12 protein-coding genes are annotated in these 13,584 nt (G+C 73.4%); 9 read left to right on the top strand and 3 right to left on the bottom strand.

Features of this window, described 5'->3' with window-relative positions:
* Positions 1–145 precede the first annotated feature (145 nt).
* Together F6J85_RS16240 and F6J85_RS16235 are read left to right on the top strand one after the other, a co-directional pair.
* A complete protein-coding gene (locus F6J85_RS16240; protein WP_150926645.1) occupies positions 146–1,006 on the top strand; it encodes a hypothetical protein in 861 nt (286 codons plus the stop codon).
* A gap of 163 nt (positions 1,007–1,169) precedes the next feature.
* On the top strand, positions 1,170–2,555 hold the full coding sequence (locus F6J85_RS16235) for a glycine--tRNA ligase (RefSeq protein WP_150926643.1): 1,386 nt from the start codon (positions 1,170–1,172) through the stop codon (positions 2,553–2,555).
* A gap of 154 nt (positions 2,556–2,709) precedes the next feature.
* Here the strand turns inward: F6J85_RS16235 and F6J85_RS16230 are convergent, their stop codons facing one another.
* The 3 genes from F6J85_RS16230 to F6J85_RS16220 form a co-directional block, all read right to left on the bottom strand.
* On the bottom strand, positions 2,710–3,279 hold the full coding sequence (locus F6J85_RS16230; RefSeq protein ID WP_150926641.1) for an HhH-GPD-type base excision DNA repair protein: 570 nt from the start codon (positions 3,277–3,279) through the stop codon (positions 2,710–2,712).
* On the bottom strand, positions 3,276–4,904 hold the full coding sequence (locus tag F6J85_RS16225; protein WP_191906661.1) for a glycosyltransferase family 2 protein: 1,629 nt from the start codon (positions 4,902–4,904) through the stop codon (positions 3,276–3,278). Before F6J85_RS16225 ends, F6J85_RS16230 begins: the two co-directional genes overlap by 4 nt.
* A 99-nt stretch (positions 4,905–5,003) precedes the next feature.
* Positions 5,004–6,332 (bottom strand): glutamyl-tRNA reductase, encoded by a 1,329-nt coding sequence (locus F6J85_RS16220; protein ID WP_150926637.1) that lies wholly within the window; start codon positions 6,330–6,332, stop codon positions 5,004–5,006.
* A 182-nt stretch (positions 6,333–6,514) separates the two neighbouring features.
* On the opposite strand from F6J85_RS16220, the gene F6J85_RS16215 reads away from it, so the two are divergent.
* From F6J85_RS16215 to F6J85_RS16185, 7 genes are all read left to right on the top strand, one after another.
* Positions 6,515–7,348, top strand: a complete 834-nt coding sequence (locus tag F6J85_RS16215; protein ID WP_150926635.1) for a class I SAM-dependent methyltransferase — start codon at positions 6,515–6,517, stop codon at positions 7,346–7,348.
* Positions 7,349–7,477: 129 nt separating this feature from the next.
* Entirely contained in the window at positions 7,478–9,748 is a 2,271-nt protein-coding gene (locus F6J85_RS16210; RefSeq protein WP_150926633.1) for an ATP-binding protein, read from the top strand.
* A 33-nt stretch (positions 9,749–9,781) separates the two neighbouring features.
* The gene (gene hemE, locus F6J85_RS16205; RefSeq protein ID WP_150926631.1) at positions 9,782–10,825 is read left to right on the top strand and encodes a uroporphyrinogen decarboxylase; all 1,044 of its coding nucleotides are present in this window, start codon (positions 9,782–9,784) and stop codon (positions 10,823–10,825) included.
* Positions 10,822–12,315: a protoporphyrinogen oxidase gene (hemG, locus tag F6J85_RS16200; RefSeq protein WP_150926629.1), complete on the top strand. Its 1,494-nt coding sequence runs from the start codon at positions 10,822–10,824 to the stop codon at positions 12,313–12,315. Before hemE ends, hemG begins: the two co-directional genes overlap by 4 nt.
* Positions 12,316–12,422: 107 nt before the next feature.
* The gene (locus tag F6J85_RS16195; protein WP_150926627.1) at positions 12,423–12,863 is read left to right on the top strand and encodes a hypothetical protein; all 441 of its coding nucleotides are present in this window, start codon (positions 12,423–12,425) and stop codon (positions 12,861–12,863) included.
* Between the two features lie 5 nt (positions 12,864–12,868).
* A complete protein-coding gene (locus F6J85_RS16190) occupies positions 12,869–13,273 on the top strand; it encodes a phage holin family protein (RefSeq protein ID WP_150920209.1) in 405 nt (134 codons plus the stop codon).
* Positions 13,270–13,548, top strand: coding sequence for a hypothetical protein (locus F6J85_RS16185; RefSeq protein WP_150926625.1), 279 nt, complete (start codon positions 13,270–13,272; stop codon positions 13,546–13,548). Before F6J85_RS16190 ends, F6J85_RS16185 begins: the two co-directional genes overlap by 4 nt.
* The last annotated feature ends 36 nt before the right edge of the window (positions 13,549–13,584 follow it).

The following is a 13,584-nucleotide window of genomic DNA, read 5'->3' as shown; positions in this document are numbered from 1 at the left end:
GCCCGCGCCCCGGCGCCCCAGCCCCCCGCGCCCCGCCCCGCCCCGGCGAAAGTGCATCACCTCGGCGAGAGTGCACCGGATTCGGTGCGGATTCGCCGAGGTGATGCACTCTCGGCGACTCGAGCGCCGGGAGTACCCTGACCGCATGAGCGAGGTGCGGGCCGCAGCATCCGCGGTGACACTCGCGCTGGCGGGGGCCCTGCTCGTCGGATGCGGCGGCGCCGACGCCGAGCCGGAGGCGCTCCCCGCCGGGGTGGAGGTGAGCCTCGTGCAGCAGCGGTCGGATGTGGCGGCGCGGCAGGCCCAGGTGCGCGTGCGCAACGACGGCGACACCCCGGTGACGCTCGGTGCCGTCGAGGTGGCCGACCCGAGATTCGACGGCGTCGCGGTGCGCGTGGTCGACCGCACCACGACGCTGGCTCCCGGCCGCGGCGTCGACATCCGCGTGCAGCTTCCCCCGGTGGACTGCGCGGGCCAGGATGCGGCCACCACGACGGTCGCGATGGAGATCGAGGTCGGCGACACGGCGTACCGCGCGGAATCCGACATCTCCGACACCCTCGGGTTCCTGCTCGAGCTGTATGCGCGCGAGTGCCTCGCCGACGCGCTGGCCGAGGTCGCGACCGTCTCGATCGCCGGCTTCACTCCGGCCCCGACCGGGCAGGCGGGCGGGCTGACCCTCTCGATCGAGCCCACCGGAGCGGGCACCGCGCGCCTGGAGGCCGTGGACTCGACGCCGCTGCTCATGTACGTCGCCGGGGCGCCGCCGGCTCCCCTTCCCCTCGGCATCGACATCGGCCCCGGCGCATCCGCGACCACCGTCGAGATCCCACTGGTGCCGCAGCGCTGCGATCCGCACGTCGTGCAGGAGGACAAACGCGGCACGATCTTCACCGTCGACGCGGTGGTCGGTGACGTGCGGGGCGAGATCGACATCCCCGCGCCGCCGGAGATGAAGGCGCGGATGCTGACGTGGGTCGCGGAGTGGTGCGGCTTCGGCGGATGACCCCGCCCCGCCCGCGATTGGCGCGGCGCAGGGGGCCGGCATGCCGCGGTCCCGCGCGGGGACTGCGCCACGAGCACGGCGGCGAGGGGGCCGGGCGCCGCTCGGTAGAATCGAGGCGCCGAGATTCCGCGGCATCCCACCTCTTGCGACCATTGGAGCCACCGTGGCCGAACAGTCCCGCCTCGACAAGGTCATCGCCCTCGCCCGCCACCGCGGGTTCGTCTTCCAGGCGGGCGAGATCTACGGCGGATCCCGCTCCGCGTGGGACTACGGACCCCTCGGCACCGAGCTGAAGGAGAACATCCGCCGCCAGTGGTGGCAGACGTTCGTCCGCGGCCGCGGTGACATGGTGGGCCTGGACTCCTCGATCATCCTGCCCAAGCGAGTGTGGGAGGCATCCGGTCACGTCGCCACCTTCACCGACCCGCTCGTGGAGTGCCTGCACTGCCACAAGCGTTTCCGCGCCGACAACCTCATCGAGGACTTCGAGGCGCGCAAGGGCCGCGCCGCCGAGAACGGGCTGGGGGATGTCCCGTGCCCGAACTGCGGCACGAAGGGGCAGTACACCGAGCCGAAGGCGTTCTCGGGCCTCGTCAAGACCTACCTCGGCGTCGTCGACGACGAGAGCGGCCTGTACTACCTCCGTCCGGAGACGGCGCAGGGCATCTTCGTCAACTTCAGCAACGTGCTCACCGCCTCGCGGCGCAAGCCCCCGTTCGGTGTCGGGCAGGTCGGCAAGGCGTTCCGCAACGAGATCACGCCGGGCAACTTCATCTTCCGCACGCGTGAGTTCGAGCAGATGGAGATCGAATACTTCACCCCTCCCGCCGAGGCGGACGAGTGGTTCGAGCACTGGGTGGAGGCGTGCTGGAACTGGTTCATCGACCTCGGCATCCACGCCGACAACATGCGCCGCTACGACGTCCCCGACGAAGACCGCGCGCACTACTCGGCCGGCACGATCGATGTCGAGTACCGCTTCGGGTTCCCCGGCAAGGAGTGGGGCGAGCTCATGGGCGTGGCCAACCGCACCGATTACGACCTGAAGAACCACTCCGAGGCATCCGGTCAGAGCCTGACCTTCTTCGACCAGGCGTCGGGGGAGAAGTACACGCCGTTCGTGATCGAGCCGTCGTTCGGGCTGACCCGCGCGATGATGGCGTTCCTCGTCGACTCCTACGTGGAGGAGGAGGTTCCCAACGCCAAGGGCGGCGTCGACACCCGCACGGTGCTCAAGCTCGACCCGCGACTGGCCCCCGTGAAGGTCGCCGTCCTGCCGCTCTCGCGCAACGAGCGGCTCTCCCCGCTCGCGCGCGAAGTCGCCGACGGGCTGCGCGGGTTGTGGAACGTCGACTTCGACGACGCCGGTGCGATCGGCCGGCGATACCGCCGGCAGGACGAGATCGGCACGCCGTACTGCGTCACGGTCGACTTCGACTCGCTCGAGGACCACGCCGTCACGGTGCGCGACCGCGACACGATGGCGCAGGAGCGCGTGCCCCTCGACGCCCTCCACGCGTACCTGACCGAGCGCCTCCGCGGCGCCTGACGCCGACTGCCCGCCGCGCACAACGGCGGGGACTTTCGGTGGCGCGCCGGGTGCGGCGGCAGTGGGGCGGCGTGTCGGCGACGAAGCCCGCGGTTGTGCGCGCGCGGATGGGATCGCCGCGCGCGGATGGCGCAGGCGGAGCGCGGCCCGGCGGCTACTGCTGCTTCGCGGCGGCCTTCATGGCGCGCTTGTGCTCGCGCACCTTCGTGAGCGAGTCGGGGCTGGTGATGTCGGCGACCGAGCGGAACGAGCCCTCCTCGCCGTAAGGGGCGGATGCGTCGCGCCAGCCCGGTCCGTCGAAGCCGCACTGCTTGCCCAGCAGCGCGAGGAAGATCTTCGCCTTCTGCTCGCCGAAGCCCGGCAGCCGCTTCAGCCGCGCGAGCACGTCGGCGCCGGAGGGGGAGTCCTGCGTCCAGATCGCCGCGGCGTCACCGCCCCAGTCCTGCTCGACGGCCGCGCACAGCGCCTGCACGCGCGCGGCCATCGAGCCGGGGAAGCGGTGGACGGCCGGCGGCGTCTTGAACGCCGCGGCGAACGCGTCGGGGTCGTATCCGGCGATGGTGGCGGCATCCACCGCGCCGATGCGGTCGCGGATCTTCAGCGGTCCGGTGAAGGCCGTTTCCATCGCGATCTGCTGATCCAGCAGCATTCCGACCAGAAGCGCGAGCGGATTCTCGGTGAGCAACCGGTCGGCATCGGCGTCGGCGGTGATGTGCAGGCTCATGCTGCCATCCTCCCACCGGCGCCCCGCCGGCGGATGCGGCGCACCAGGCGGCCGGCGCGGCGCACGCCGCGGGCCACCGCGTCGCGCGCGCGCCCGGCCGGCCACTCCCGCTCGAGCGCGAGCGTCCCGTCGCTGCTGCGGACCAGCGTGCACCGGCGCCCAGCGAGCACGGGGGAGCGGCCGACGGCGTCGACGACGGCCTGGTCCGCGCGCAACGGCACCTCGCGGCTCCAGCCGGCGTGCTGCACGCGCACGCGGAGCGGACCGCCGCGCGAGGTGCTGCGACGACCGAAGGTGTGCAGCGGGTCGATCGTCAGGGTCGCGGCATCCAGCCTCGTCGCACCTCGCCCGGGGATGCGGCGAGCCGGACCGCGCCGGTCGCGCAGGAACAGCTCGACGTGGTCGTCCTGCAGATCGCGGGTCGCATCGAACGTCTCCTCCGGCACGACGTCGAGGCCCAGTTCCGCCGGCGGGCGCCACACGAGCGTGCGCGCGGCGCTGCGCGCCGCGGCGGTGGAGCGGGCCGGGATCCGCCGTTCCTCGAAGACGACGGGCTCGTCCCCGGCCGTGAACGCTCCGACGCGGACGGTCAGGACGAGCTTGCCCCGGCGCATCCACCGGGCGGCGGTCACCTCGGCGCTGCACGTGAGCGCGGCCTCGAACCCGGCCAGGCGGACGAGCTCGTCGCGGTGATCGCCCAGCAGCAGTGCCGACCGCACGCGCAGCGGGAAGGTCAGGCCGCGCTGGACCCCGGGGCCGAACCTGCGGCGGGAGAGGGGGACGACGACGTCGAGGAACCGGGCCCGGTAGTCGTCGGGATAGCGGAGCATGCGGCGGCCGCCCAGCCGCTTGAGGATCTTGCCGCGATACCAGTGCCGCAGCAGGGTGTCGCGCAGCGGGCCGGGACTGGTGTGCTCCTCGACGATGTCGAGCACGGCCTCCAGGTGCGGGAAGTAGGTCTCCGGACCGATGCGGGACGAACTGGCGCTCCCGGGGTTCTTCAGCCACGCGTAGCAGCGCTCGCTGGCGAGGATGGAGATGGTCGTGGCGGCGAAGTAGGCCTGCATCACGAACAGGTGATCCTCCAGGCGCACCTTGCCGTCGGGGAAGCGGATGCCGTGCTCCCGCAGGAACGAGGTGCGGAAGAGCTTGTGCGGCGTGAGGAGTTCCAGAAGGGGGTCTTTGCCGAGCTCGGCTCGCGGGATGTCGCGCCGGAACATCTGCGGGATCCGCCGGCCCACGCCCACCACCTTGCCGATCACGACGTCGGAGGAGTACCGGTCGGCGTAGTCGCACAGGTGCTGCAGGGCCCCGTCGAAGAAGCGGTCGTCCTGATCGGAGAAGAAGACGTACTCCCCGCGGGCGGCGTCGATGCCGGCGTTGCGGGGGGCACCGGGCCATCCGGTGTGCGGGAGCGTGAGCACGCGCACGTTCGGCCGGGTCTGCGCCACGCGCGCGAGGCGGTCCCGGGTCTCCTGGCCGGAGCCGTCGTCGCACAGGAGCACCTCGAACCGACGGGCATCGAGGGTCTGCCTGTCCAGCGACGCGATGAGGTCGTCGAAGCCTGCTCCCGGCTCGAACACGGGAACGATCACACTCACCCGTACCGATGTCGGTTCCGTCACTCGTGCGCCCCTCGCCTCGACGCGGGCCGGGAATGCCCGGTTCGCGTGCAGGGACTATCCAACATGGCTGTCGAGGGAGCGGGTAGGGGCCAGGTCAGATCACGCGACGCCGGCATCGGATGCCGAGGCGTCGGGCTCCTCGTCGCTGACCTCGATGCCGAAAAGCGTCGACAGGGCGGCGAAGTACTCCTCGCCGCGCCCCAGCTCGGCCAGCTCGTGCGCGCGCGCGGTGGGGGCGTGCAGCAGCACGCCGACGAGGTGGCGCAGGGCCTGCTCGGTGCGGCCGTCGTCGTCGCCGCGCGCTCGAGCGCGAGCGATCTCGCCCTCGAGCACCCCGAACGCGTGGGTGCGCAGCGCGACGACTCCCGGGGTGACGTTGCGGCGCTCGCCGACGACGGCGAAGCGTCGCGCGGCGTCGCGCACGACTTCGCGGGCGGCGTCGGTGGCCTGCAGCTCCTCCACCGGAGCGTGCAGGCGGATGGTCTCCAGATCGAGCAGGTCGACGCCGGGGACGCCGGCCACATCGGGGTCGACGTTGCGGGGCAGGCCGAGGTCGATCACGAGCCGGCGTGCGAGGGAGCCGGCGGGGTGCCCGTCCGTTGCCGGCGCGACCGTCTCGGAGCCGGTCCGCCCAGCGGCGAGGGTCGCCGCGCTGAGGACGGGATGCTCCGCCGAGGTGCACGTGATGACGAGGTCGGCGTGCGCGGCGACGGACGGGTAGCGCTCGGCGGCGAGGTTGTGCAGGCCGTACTTCGCAGCGAACTTCGCGCCTCGGCCGGAAGGCGAGTACACCGAGATGTCCTGTGCGCCCTGATCGCGCAGTGCTGCGACGGTGGCGGCGGCGTAGGCGCCCGTGCCCACCAGCAGCACCCGCAGCGCCGACCAGTCGGCGATCCGGCTGTCGGCCAGTTCCAGGGCGAGACGCACGAGCGAGCGACCGGCACGGCTGAGGGCGGTGGCGTTCTTCACGCCGCGCTGCGCCTCCGAGGCGCGTTGGAAGAGCCGCTCGAGTTCGCCGGAGGTCGCGCCCAGGCGGCGCGACTCTTTCAGTGACCGGCGCACCTGTCCGGCGATCTCGCCCTCGCCGATGACGACGGACTCGAGTCCGGATGCCACGGCGAACAGGTGCTCGGCGACCTCGTCGCCGCCGAGGACCCGGTACGAGCCCTCCAGTTCGGCGGCCGAGACGCCCGTGGCCGATTCGATCGCGGCGAGCGTGGCCTCCACGCCGACGACGCGGGAGGCGGTGACCGGCTCATCCATGTCGACGTAGGCCTCGAAGCGGTTGCACGTGGCGACCACGACGGCGCCCTGCACGCATTCGGAGTGCGCGGCGATGAGGGGGGCGACGGGAGTGGAGGGGACGCTGAGGCGCTCGAGAAGCTCGAAGGACGCGGTCTTGTGACTCGCGGAGACGCACAGCAGCACGAGAGGAGATTCTACCCGCGCGCCGCAAGTGGCCGGCCGGATGCCTCGACGGCGAGGGAACCGGCCCCGCGGTCCGTATGGGGCGCTGCGGGCGTGCGTGCGGATTTCCGTGCGGGGCACGGATGCCGCGGCCGCGCGCGGCGAGGAGGGTTGGCCTGTCCGCACGACAGGAAGGAACTGACATGACCGATACGCAGACATCCGTCGTCGACGAGGACGATCGGGCGCTCAAGGCGAAGCACCGTGCGATGTGGGCGTCGGGGGACTACCCCGCGCTCGCGAGCGATCTGATCTGGTCGCTGGGCCCGCATCTGATCGGCGCCGTCGGCGTCCAGGCGGGCGACCGCGTGCTCGATGTCGCCGCCGGCAGTGGCAATGCCGCCATCCCGGCGGCACTGCGCGGAGCCACGGTGGTCGCCTCCGACCTCACGCCGGAGCTGTTCGACGCCGGTCGCCGTCGCGCCAGGGAGGCAGGTGCCGACCTGGAATGGCGGGAAGCGGATGCCGAGGCACTCCCCTTCCCCGACGACGCGTTCGACGCGACCGTCTCCTGCGTGGGCGTGATGTTCGCCCCGCACCACGCGCGCTCGTCCGCCGAGATGCTGCGCGTCACCCGCCCGGGCGGACGGATCGGCGTGCTCAACTGGACGCCGGAGGGATTCGTGGGCCGCATGTTCGCCACGATGAAGCCGTTCAACGCGCCGCCCCCGCCCGGAGTGCAACCCGCACCGCTGTGGGGCGATGATGCGCACGTCCGCGAGCTGTTCGGCGCATCCGTCACCGATTTCTCCGCCGTGCGCGAGACCGTCACGATCGACCGGTTCGACACGGGCCGCCGGTTCCGCGAGTACTTCGCCTCGCACTACGGGCCCACCATCGCGGTCTACCGGCGCATCGCCGACGATCCCGTGCAGGTCGCGGCGCTGGATGCGGCGCTGGACGAGCTCGCGGATGCCATGATCGCCGACGGCGGGATGCAGTGGGAGTACCTCCTGGTCACCGCGACCGTGCGGTGATCAGGGCGGCGTGCCGGGGGGAATGGGCGGCGATCCGCCGCACGTGGCCGGGCGGGCCGTTGTCCGTCCGGCCACGGTCGCTCCTGACACGCCCTTCCGCCTGCGCCGCGCCTGAGTAGAGTGGCGCCCGTGAGCGGGTCCGCCCTCACACCGCGCGAGCGCGCGGTGCTCGCCGCGGTGGAGCGGCGACAGACCAACCCCGAGATCGCCGCGGAGTTGTTCATCTCCGTGCGCACCGTCGAGAGTCACATCGCGAGCCTGCGGCGCAAGCTCGCGGCCGAGAGCCGCACGGCCCTCGTCGAGGCCGCCCGCGCGCGGCACGCGTCGTCGGTGCCGGTGCCGGCCGACACGCTGCACGGCCGCGACGAAGACCTCTCGGCCGTGCGCGCGCTCCTCGAACGCCACGGGTGGGTCACGATCGTGGGGCCGGGAGGGGTCGGCAAGACCCGCCTCGGTCTCGAAACCGCGCACGGCGATGGCGCCCGCACACCGCTCGTGGTGGAGCTCGAGCACGCGACCCCCGATGACGTGGCCACCCGGATCGCCCGCGCCCTGGGCCTGGAGGCCACCCCCGGCGACCTGCAGGGGGCCGTCTCGGTCGCGCTGGCCGCGCGCGCACATCTCCTGCTCCTGGACAACGCCGACCGGGTCGGACCGGCCACGGTCGCGGTGGTCGGCGCCCTGCGGATGCGCGTCCCGTCCCTGCGCGTCCTGGTGACCTCCCGTACCCCGCTGGGCGCGTCGGGGGAGGCGGTGCACACCCTCCGCCCCCTCGCGGCGGAGGGCGCGGACTCGCCGGCGTGCGCCCTGCTGTCCGATCGCCTGCGTGGGGCCGGAGGGGACGCCGACGACGCGCCCCTGGTGGCGCGGATCGCCGAGCGGCTGGACGGACTTCCGCTCGCCCTCGAGCTGGCCGCATCCGTGGCTCGCCACCTCCCGCTCGCCGAACTGGACGCGCGCCTGGCGCGCGACCTGGCGACGTTGGACCGCGCCACCCCGGCCGGACGGCACCGCAGTCTCGACACCGCCTTCGGATGGACGTGGGACCTGCTGTCGGCGCAGGAGCAGGACGTGCTCCGGCGCCTCGCCGCCCTTCCCCGCACGTTCGACATGGACCTCGCCGCCGCCGTGACCGGGCCCGGCACGACCGGCGTCGTGCTCCGGCTCCTCGATCACTCCCTGATCGTGCCGACCCGCAGTCATCCCGGCCGGTTCCGGCTGCTGGCCGTCATGCGCGAATTCGTGCACGCCCGTACGGAGGCGGCGACCATCCGGGAGGTGCTGGAACTGCACGCCCTCGCCGTCTCCCGGACCGCCCGGGCGTTCATCCGGACCGCGCGCACCGACGCGAGCCCGTCCGCGGCGCACCGGTCGGCGGTGCTGTGCCCGGAGGTCAACGCCGCCCTGCGGTGGATGATCGCGGCGGGTCACCCCGACGCGATCACGCTCGCCGCCGACCTCGCCGTCGGCGTCGAGCAGTACGGGGCCGACATCGACAGCATCGACGCGCTCGCCGACGCCGCCCGCGACGAGGGGGTGCTCGCCTCCGCCACGCCGCAGCAGCTGCTGGCGGTGGGCGCGGCGCTCGCGTTCGTCGACATCGGCCTCGTCACCGCCCTCGCCCAACGAGCGGCAGCGGTCGCCACGGATGACGACGGTACGCGCGCCGCGGAGCAGCTGGCGGCGTGGGCGGCCGCCTACCGCGGTGACGTCGAGGCCGCGCTCGCGCACTGCGCGGCAGCGGAGCGGCTGACCGGCGTCGATTGGGATCGGGGAGCCATCCACCAGGCGCGGGGGATCGCGCTGCGCGGCGGCACGGCACCGGACCGGGCCGCCGCGCTGGCGGCGTTCGCGTCGTCGATGCGCGCGTACGCACGGGCAGGCGACCTCGTCCACGTCAACAACGTGCGGTACATGATGGCCTCCGTCGCCGCCGGCGACCCGGATGACCGCGAGCGGGCGGTGAGGTGGGCCGCGCAAGCGCGCGAAGCGGCCGAGGCGATGCAGAACGCGCACGAGACCGCGCACGCGCAGCTCGTGCAGGCCTCCCTCGGGCTCGCCGAGGCGGGCGATCCCGACGACCTCGTCGACGCCTTCCGCCACCTGGGCGACCTCCGCTGCCTGCACCGGGCGCTCATGCTGCGGGCCGCCGCCGCGCCGCCCCGCGAGCGCATCCCCTACCTGAACGAGGCCCTCGACATCGCCACGACCGCGCGCGACCCGGCACGCCAGATCGCTGCGGCCGACGAGCTCGTTCGCGCCACAGCCGCCGCATCCGATCGCACCGGCGCCCTGGCCGCCCTGGACCGGCTCGGTGCGCTCGCCGGAGTCGAGCGCGCCCGCGCGGCCTGTCCGACCGAACTGATGGCCGACTTCATGGGCGGCACCGCCGTGCCCTGACGCCCAGCCGGCACCCGGACGCCGGGTGCGAGGATGGGAGACGTGGCCTCACCCGACGCACCCCTTCTCCGTGCCCTCCGCGGCGACCGCCCCGACCGCACCCCGGTGTGGTTCATGCGCCAGGCCGGCCGTTCGCTGCCGGAGTACCGCGAACTCCGCGTGGGTACGCGGATGCTGGACGCGTGTCTGACACCCGACCTGGCGGCCGAGATCACGCTGCAGCCGGTGCGGCGCCACGGAGTCGACGCGGGCATCTTCTTCAGCGACATCGTCATCCCGCTGCGCCTCGCCGGCATCGACGTGGAGATCGAGCCGGGGCGCGGACCGGTCTTCGCCGACCCGGTGCGCACCGCATCCGATGTCGCGCGCGTCACCGCGATCGACCCGGCCGCCGTCGCGGAGGCCGCCGGCCCCGTGCGCGAGGCGGTGCGCATCGTCACCGACGAACTCGGCGACACGCCCCTCATCGGCTTCGCCGGCGCCCCCTTCACGCTCGCGGCGTACCTCGTCGAGGGGGCACCCTCCAAGGAGCACCTGCGTGCGCGCGCGATGATGCACGCCGATCCCGCATCCTGGCATCGGCTGGCCGGCTGGCTCGCCGAGGTGTCGGGGGCGTTCCTCCAGGCGCAGGTGCGGGCCGGCGCCTCGGCCGTGCAGCTGTTCGACTCGTGGGCCGGCTCGCTGTCCGCCGCCGACTATCGCGCGTACGCCGCACCGCACTCGCGCGCAGCGTTCGAGGGCGTGGCGGCGCCCCGCATCCACTTCGGTGTCGGCACCGGTCCGTTCCTCGCCGACATGCGCCTGGACGGGATCGCCGATGCCGTGGGCGTGGACTGGCGCCAGCCGCTGGATGAGGCCGCCGCGGTCCTGGGCGAGGGCACGACGGTGCAGGGGAACATCGACCCGGCGCTGCTGTCGGCACCCGAAGAGGTCCTCCTCGCGCACGTCGCGGACGTGCTGGCGCGCGGCCGACGTGCGCGCGCGCACATCCTCAACCTCGGTCACGGCGTGCCACCCGACACCGATCCGGACGTGCTGAGCCGCATCGTGGCCTTCGCCCATGAGGAGGCGGTGTGAGCGAGGGCCCGCTGGACCACCTCGCCGCGCACGCCCGCGAGAAGCATGTCGTGGTCGTCGGCGGCGGCATCGCCGGCCTGGTCGCCGCGCTGGAATGCGCGAAGGTCGGGATGCGCGTGACGGTGCTCGAACAGGGGCCGCGCGTGGGCGGTGTCGTGCGGTCGGCGGAGATCGACGGCCTCGTCCTGGATGTGGGCGCCGAGAGCTATGCCACCCGCGGCGGCACGGTGCGTTCCCTCGTCGACGAACTCGGGCTGAGCGAGGAGGTCACCACCCCCCGCCCCGCCGGCGCGTGGGTGGCGGGTCTGCCGGGCGGGGCAGCGGCGCCGCTGCCGCGCGGCGGCGTGCTGGGCATCCCCGACAACCCGTGGGCGCCGGAGGTGCGGCGCATCATCGGCTGGCGCGGCGTGTGGCGTGCCTACCTCGACCGTCTGCGTCCGCCGCTCACCATCGGCCACCAGCAGAGCCTCGGGCAGCTCGTGCGCAGCCGGATGGGCGCGCGCGTGCTGGAGCGTCTCGTCGCCCCCGTGACCAGCGGGGTGTACTCCGCCCGTCCCGACGACATCGACGTCGACCTGGCAGCGCCAGGGCTGAACGCCGCCCTGACGCGGACGGGATCGCTCAGCGGCGCCGTCGCCGAGCTGCGCGGCGGCCGCACCGCCGCACCGGGGAGTGCGGTGGAGGGCCTGCGCGGAGGCATGTCGACGCTCGTGGACGCTCTCGCCGAGCGGGTGCTGCAGCTGGGCGGCGACATCCGCACCGGCACGCGGGTGCGCGGCCTGGACGCCACCGAGAAGGGCTGGGCGGTGCACGTGGCCCCCCACGAGGGCGATGCCGCGTCCGCCGAGGACGGGGCGGCCCCGCCGGTCGACGCCGACGCCGTCATCGTGGCGGTGCCGGAAGGCGCCGCGCGCGAACTGCTCGCTCCGGTCGCGCCGCTGCTGGATCGCGAGGCGGCGCCCTCGCCCGTCGTGGAGGTCGTCACCCTCGTCGTCGATTCCGCCGCGCTGGACGCCGCACCCCGGGGCTCTGGGGTGCTCACGGTGCCGGGCACGGGGGCGGCGAAGGCCCTCACGCACTCGACGGCGAAGTGGGAGTGGGTGGCGCGCGCCGCCGGCCAGGGCCGCCACGTGCTGCGGGTCTCCTTCGGCGCGCAGGGGGAGGAACCGGCCACCGCGCAGCTCGACGACGCCGCGGCCGCGTCCCTGGCGCTCACTGAGGCCGCCAGGATGCTGGGCGTCCGACTGGATGCGGCCCACGTGCGCGGCGCGCGGCGCGAACGCTACGCGCAGGCGCAGCCGGCGGCCACGATCGGCCGCGCCGCCACGACCGCCGCGGCCCGCGGTGCCCTCAGCGCCGTCGCGGGCCTGGGCGCGACGGGCGCGTGGCTGGCAGGCACGGGGCTCGCCCAGGTCGTGCCGGACGCACGTGCCGAGGCCGACCGCATCCGCTCGGCGCTGCTGTGGCGCGACGCGGGCTCGGGCGCGTGACCCTGCCTCCCCGCTCGGAGGATGTCAAGGGTGAATGCCGCGGATGGAATACGGGGCTACTGTGGGATCGCACCGCACCTCCCATCATCGATCGTGAGGAGAGCCCCATGAAGGGCAAAGTAGGACTCGTCATCGGCCTCGCGGCCGGCTACGTGCTCGGCAGTCGCGCGGGCCGCGAACGCTACGAGCAGATCAAGGAACAGGCTGTGAAGGCCTGGCACACCGACCCGGTGCAGAAGCAGGTCGACAAGGCCAAGGCGTTCGGCACCTCGGCGGCCAAGGTCGTCCCGGGCGTCCTGTGGGACGGCGCCAAGCGCGTCACCACGGCAGCCGGCGGCTCGGGCAGCGTGTCGGAGAAGGCGCAGCGCGCTGCGGCGGCGGCGAAGTCGGCCGCCCGTGACGTCGCCGACGCCGTCGAGGACTCGCTGGAAGAGGCCGAGGAGGCCGCGACCGACTCCGCCTCGGGCGACACGAAGACCTCCTCTGACACCAAGACGGGTCAGAAGAAGGCCGACGAGACCAAGAGCGCCACCAGCGCCGGGAGCTGACTGACATGACCACGCCGCGCGGGTTCCGCGACCGCGCCGACGAGAGTCTGTTCACGCTGCTCGGGGACATCCCCGAGCTCGTGCGCAATCTTGTCGTCGCCGAGATCAATGCCGCCAAGAAGTGGCTGGGCGAAACGGCGAAGCAGGCCGGGATCGGGGCCGGGTGGCTCGTCGGCGCCCTGTTCGTGCTGTTCTGGTCGCTGCCGGTGTTCTTCGCCTTCGTGATCGCCGGCCTGTCGTCGTGGTGGCCGGTGTGGCTGTCGGCCCTCGTGGTGTTCGGCGTGATGCTGGTCATCGTCGCGATCCTCGCGCTCCTGGGCATCATGCGATTCCGCCGACTCGGATCCGGGGAGAACCCCGGACAGGCGGTGGCCGAAGACATCCGGATCGTGAAAGAGGCCCGCGAATGAGCGTTGACCGACCCGTTCCCGTTCCCCGCACCGCCGTCGCGCTGGGCATCTCCGATCCCGTCGAGAAGGCGCGCGCCGAGCTGAAGGCGACGCTCGCGGCCATCGAGGTCAAGGCGAACGTGCCCAAGCGCGTGGGTCACGGTGTCGACCGCGGCGTGGCGCAGGCGCGCGAGTTCGCCCGCGTCAACCCCACCGGCGCGGCTGCCACCGTCGTCGGGGTCGCTGTGGCCGCCGGCCTGGCCGTGTGGGGATTGGTGCGGCTCTACACGCGGTGAGCGCGTTTGGTCGCTCGGGCGCCGCGGAGCAGACTG

The organism is Microbacterium lushaniae, assembly GCF_008727775.1.
In the GTDB taxonomy this organism is placed as follows: Bacteria; Actinomycetota; Actinomycetes; order Actinomycetales; family Microbacteriaceae; genus Microbacterium; species Microbacterium lushaniae.
The sequence above is the reverse complement of the archived record's forward strand: the minus strand, read 5'-3'. Positions and strand labels throughout refer to the sequence as shown.

Bases quoted from the DNA above. Each gene is read 5' to 3' on its own strand.
- F6J85_RS16240 (WP_150926645.1), top strand. From the start codon at position 146: ATGAGCGAGGTGCGGGCCGCAGCATCCGCGGTGACACTCGCGCTGGCG.
- F6J85_RS16230 (WP_150926641.1), bottom strand. From the start codon at position 3,279: ATGAGCCTGCACATCACCGCCGACGCCGATGCCGACCGGTTGCTCACC.
- F6J85_RS16215 (WP_150926635.1), top strand. From the start codon at position 6,515: ATGACCGATACGCAGACATCCGTCGTCGACGAGGACGATCGGGCGCTC.
- hemE (WP_150926631.1), top strand. From the start codon at position 9,782: ATGGGAGACGTGGCCTCACCCGACGCACCCCTTCTCCGTGCCCTCCGC.
- F6J85_RS16195 (WP_150926627.1), top strand. From the start codon at position 12,423: ATGAAGGGCAAAGTAGGACTCGTCATCGGCCTCGCGGCCGGCTACGTG.
- F6J85_RS16190 (WP_150920209.1), top strand. From the start codon at position 12,869: ATGACCACGCCGCGCGGGTTCCGCGACCGCGCCGACGAGAGTCTGTTC.
- F6J85_RS16185 (WP_150926625.1), top strand. From the start codon at position 13,270: ATGAGCGTTGACCGACCCGTTCCCGTTCCCCGCACCGCCGTCGCGCTG.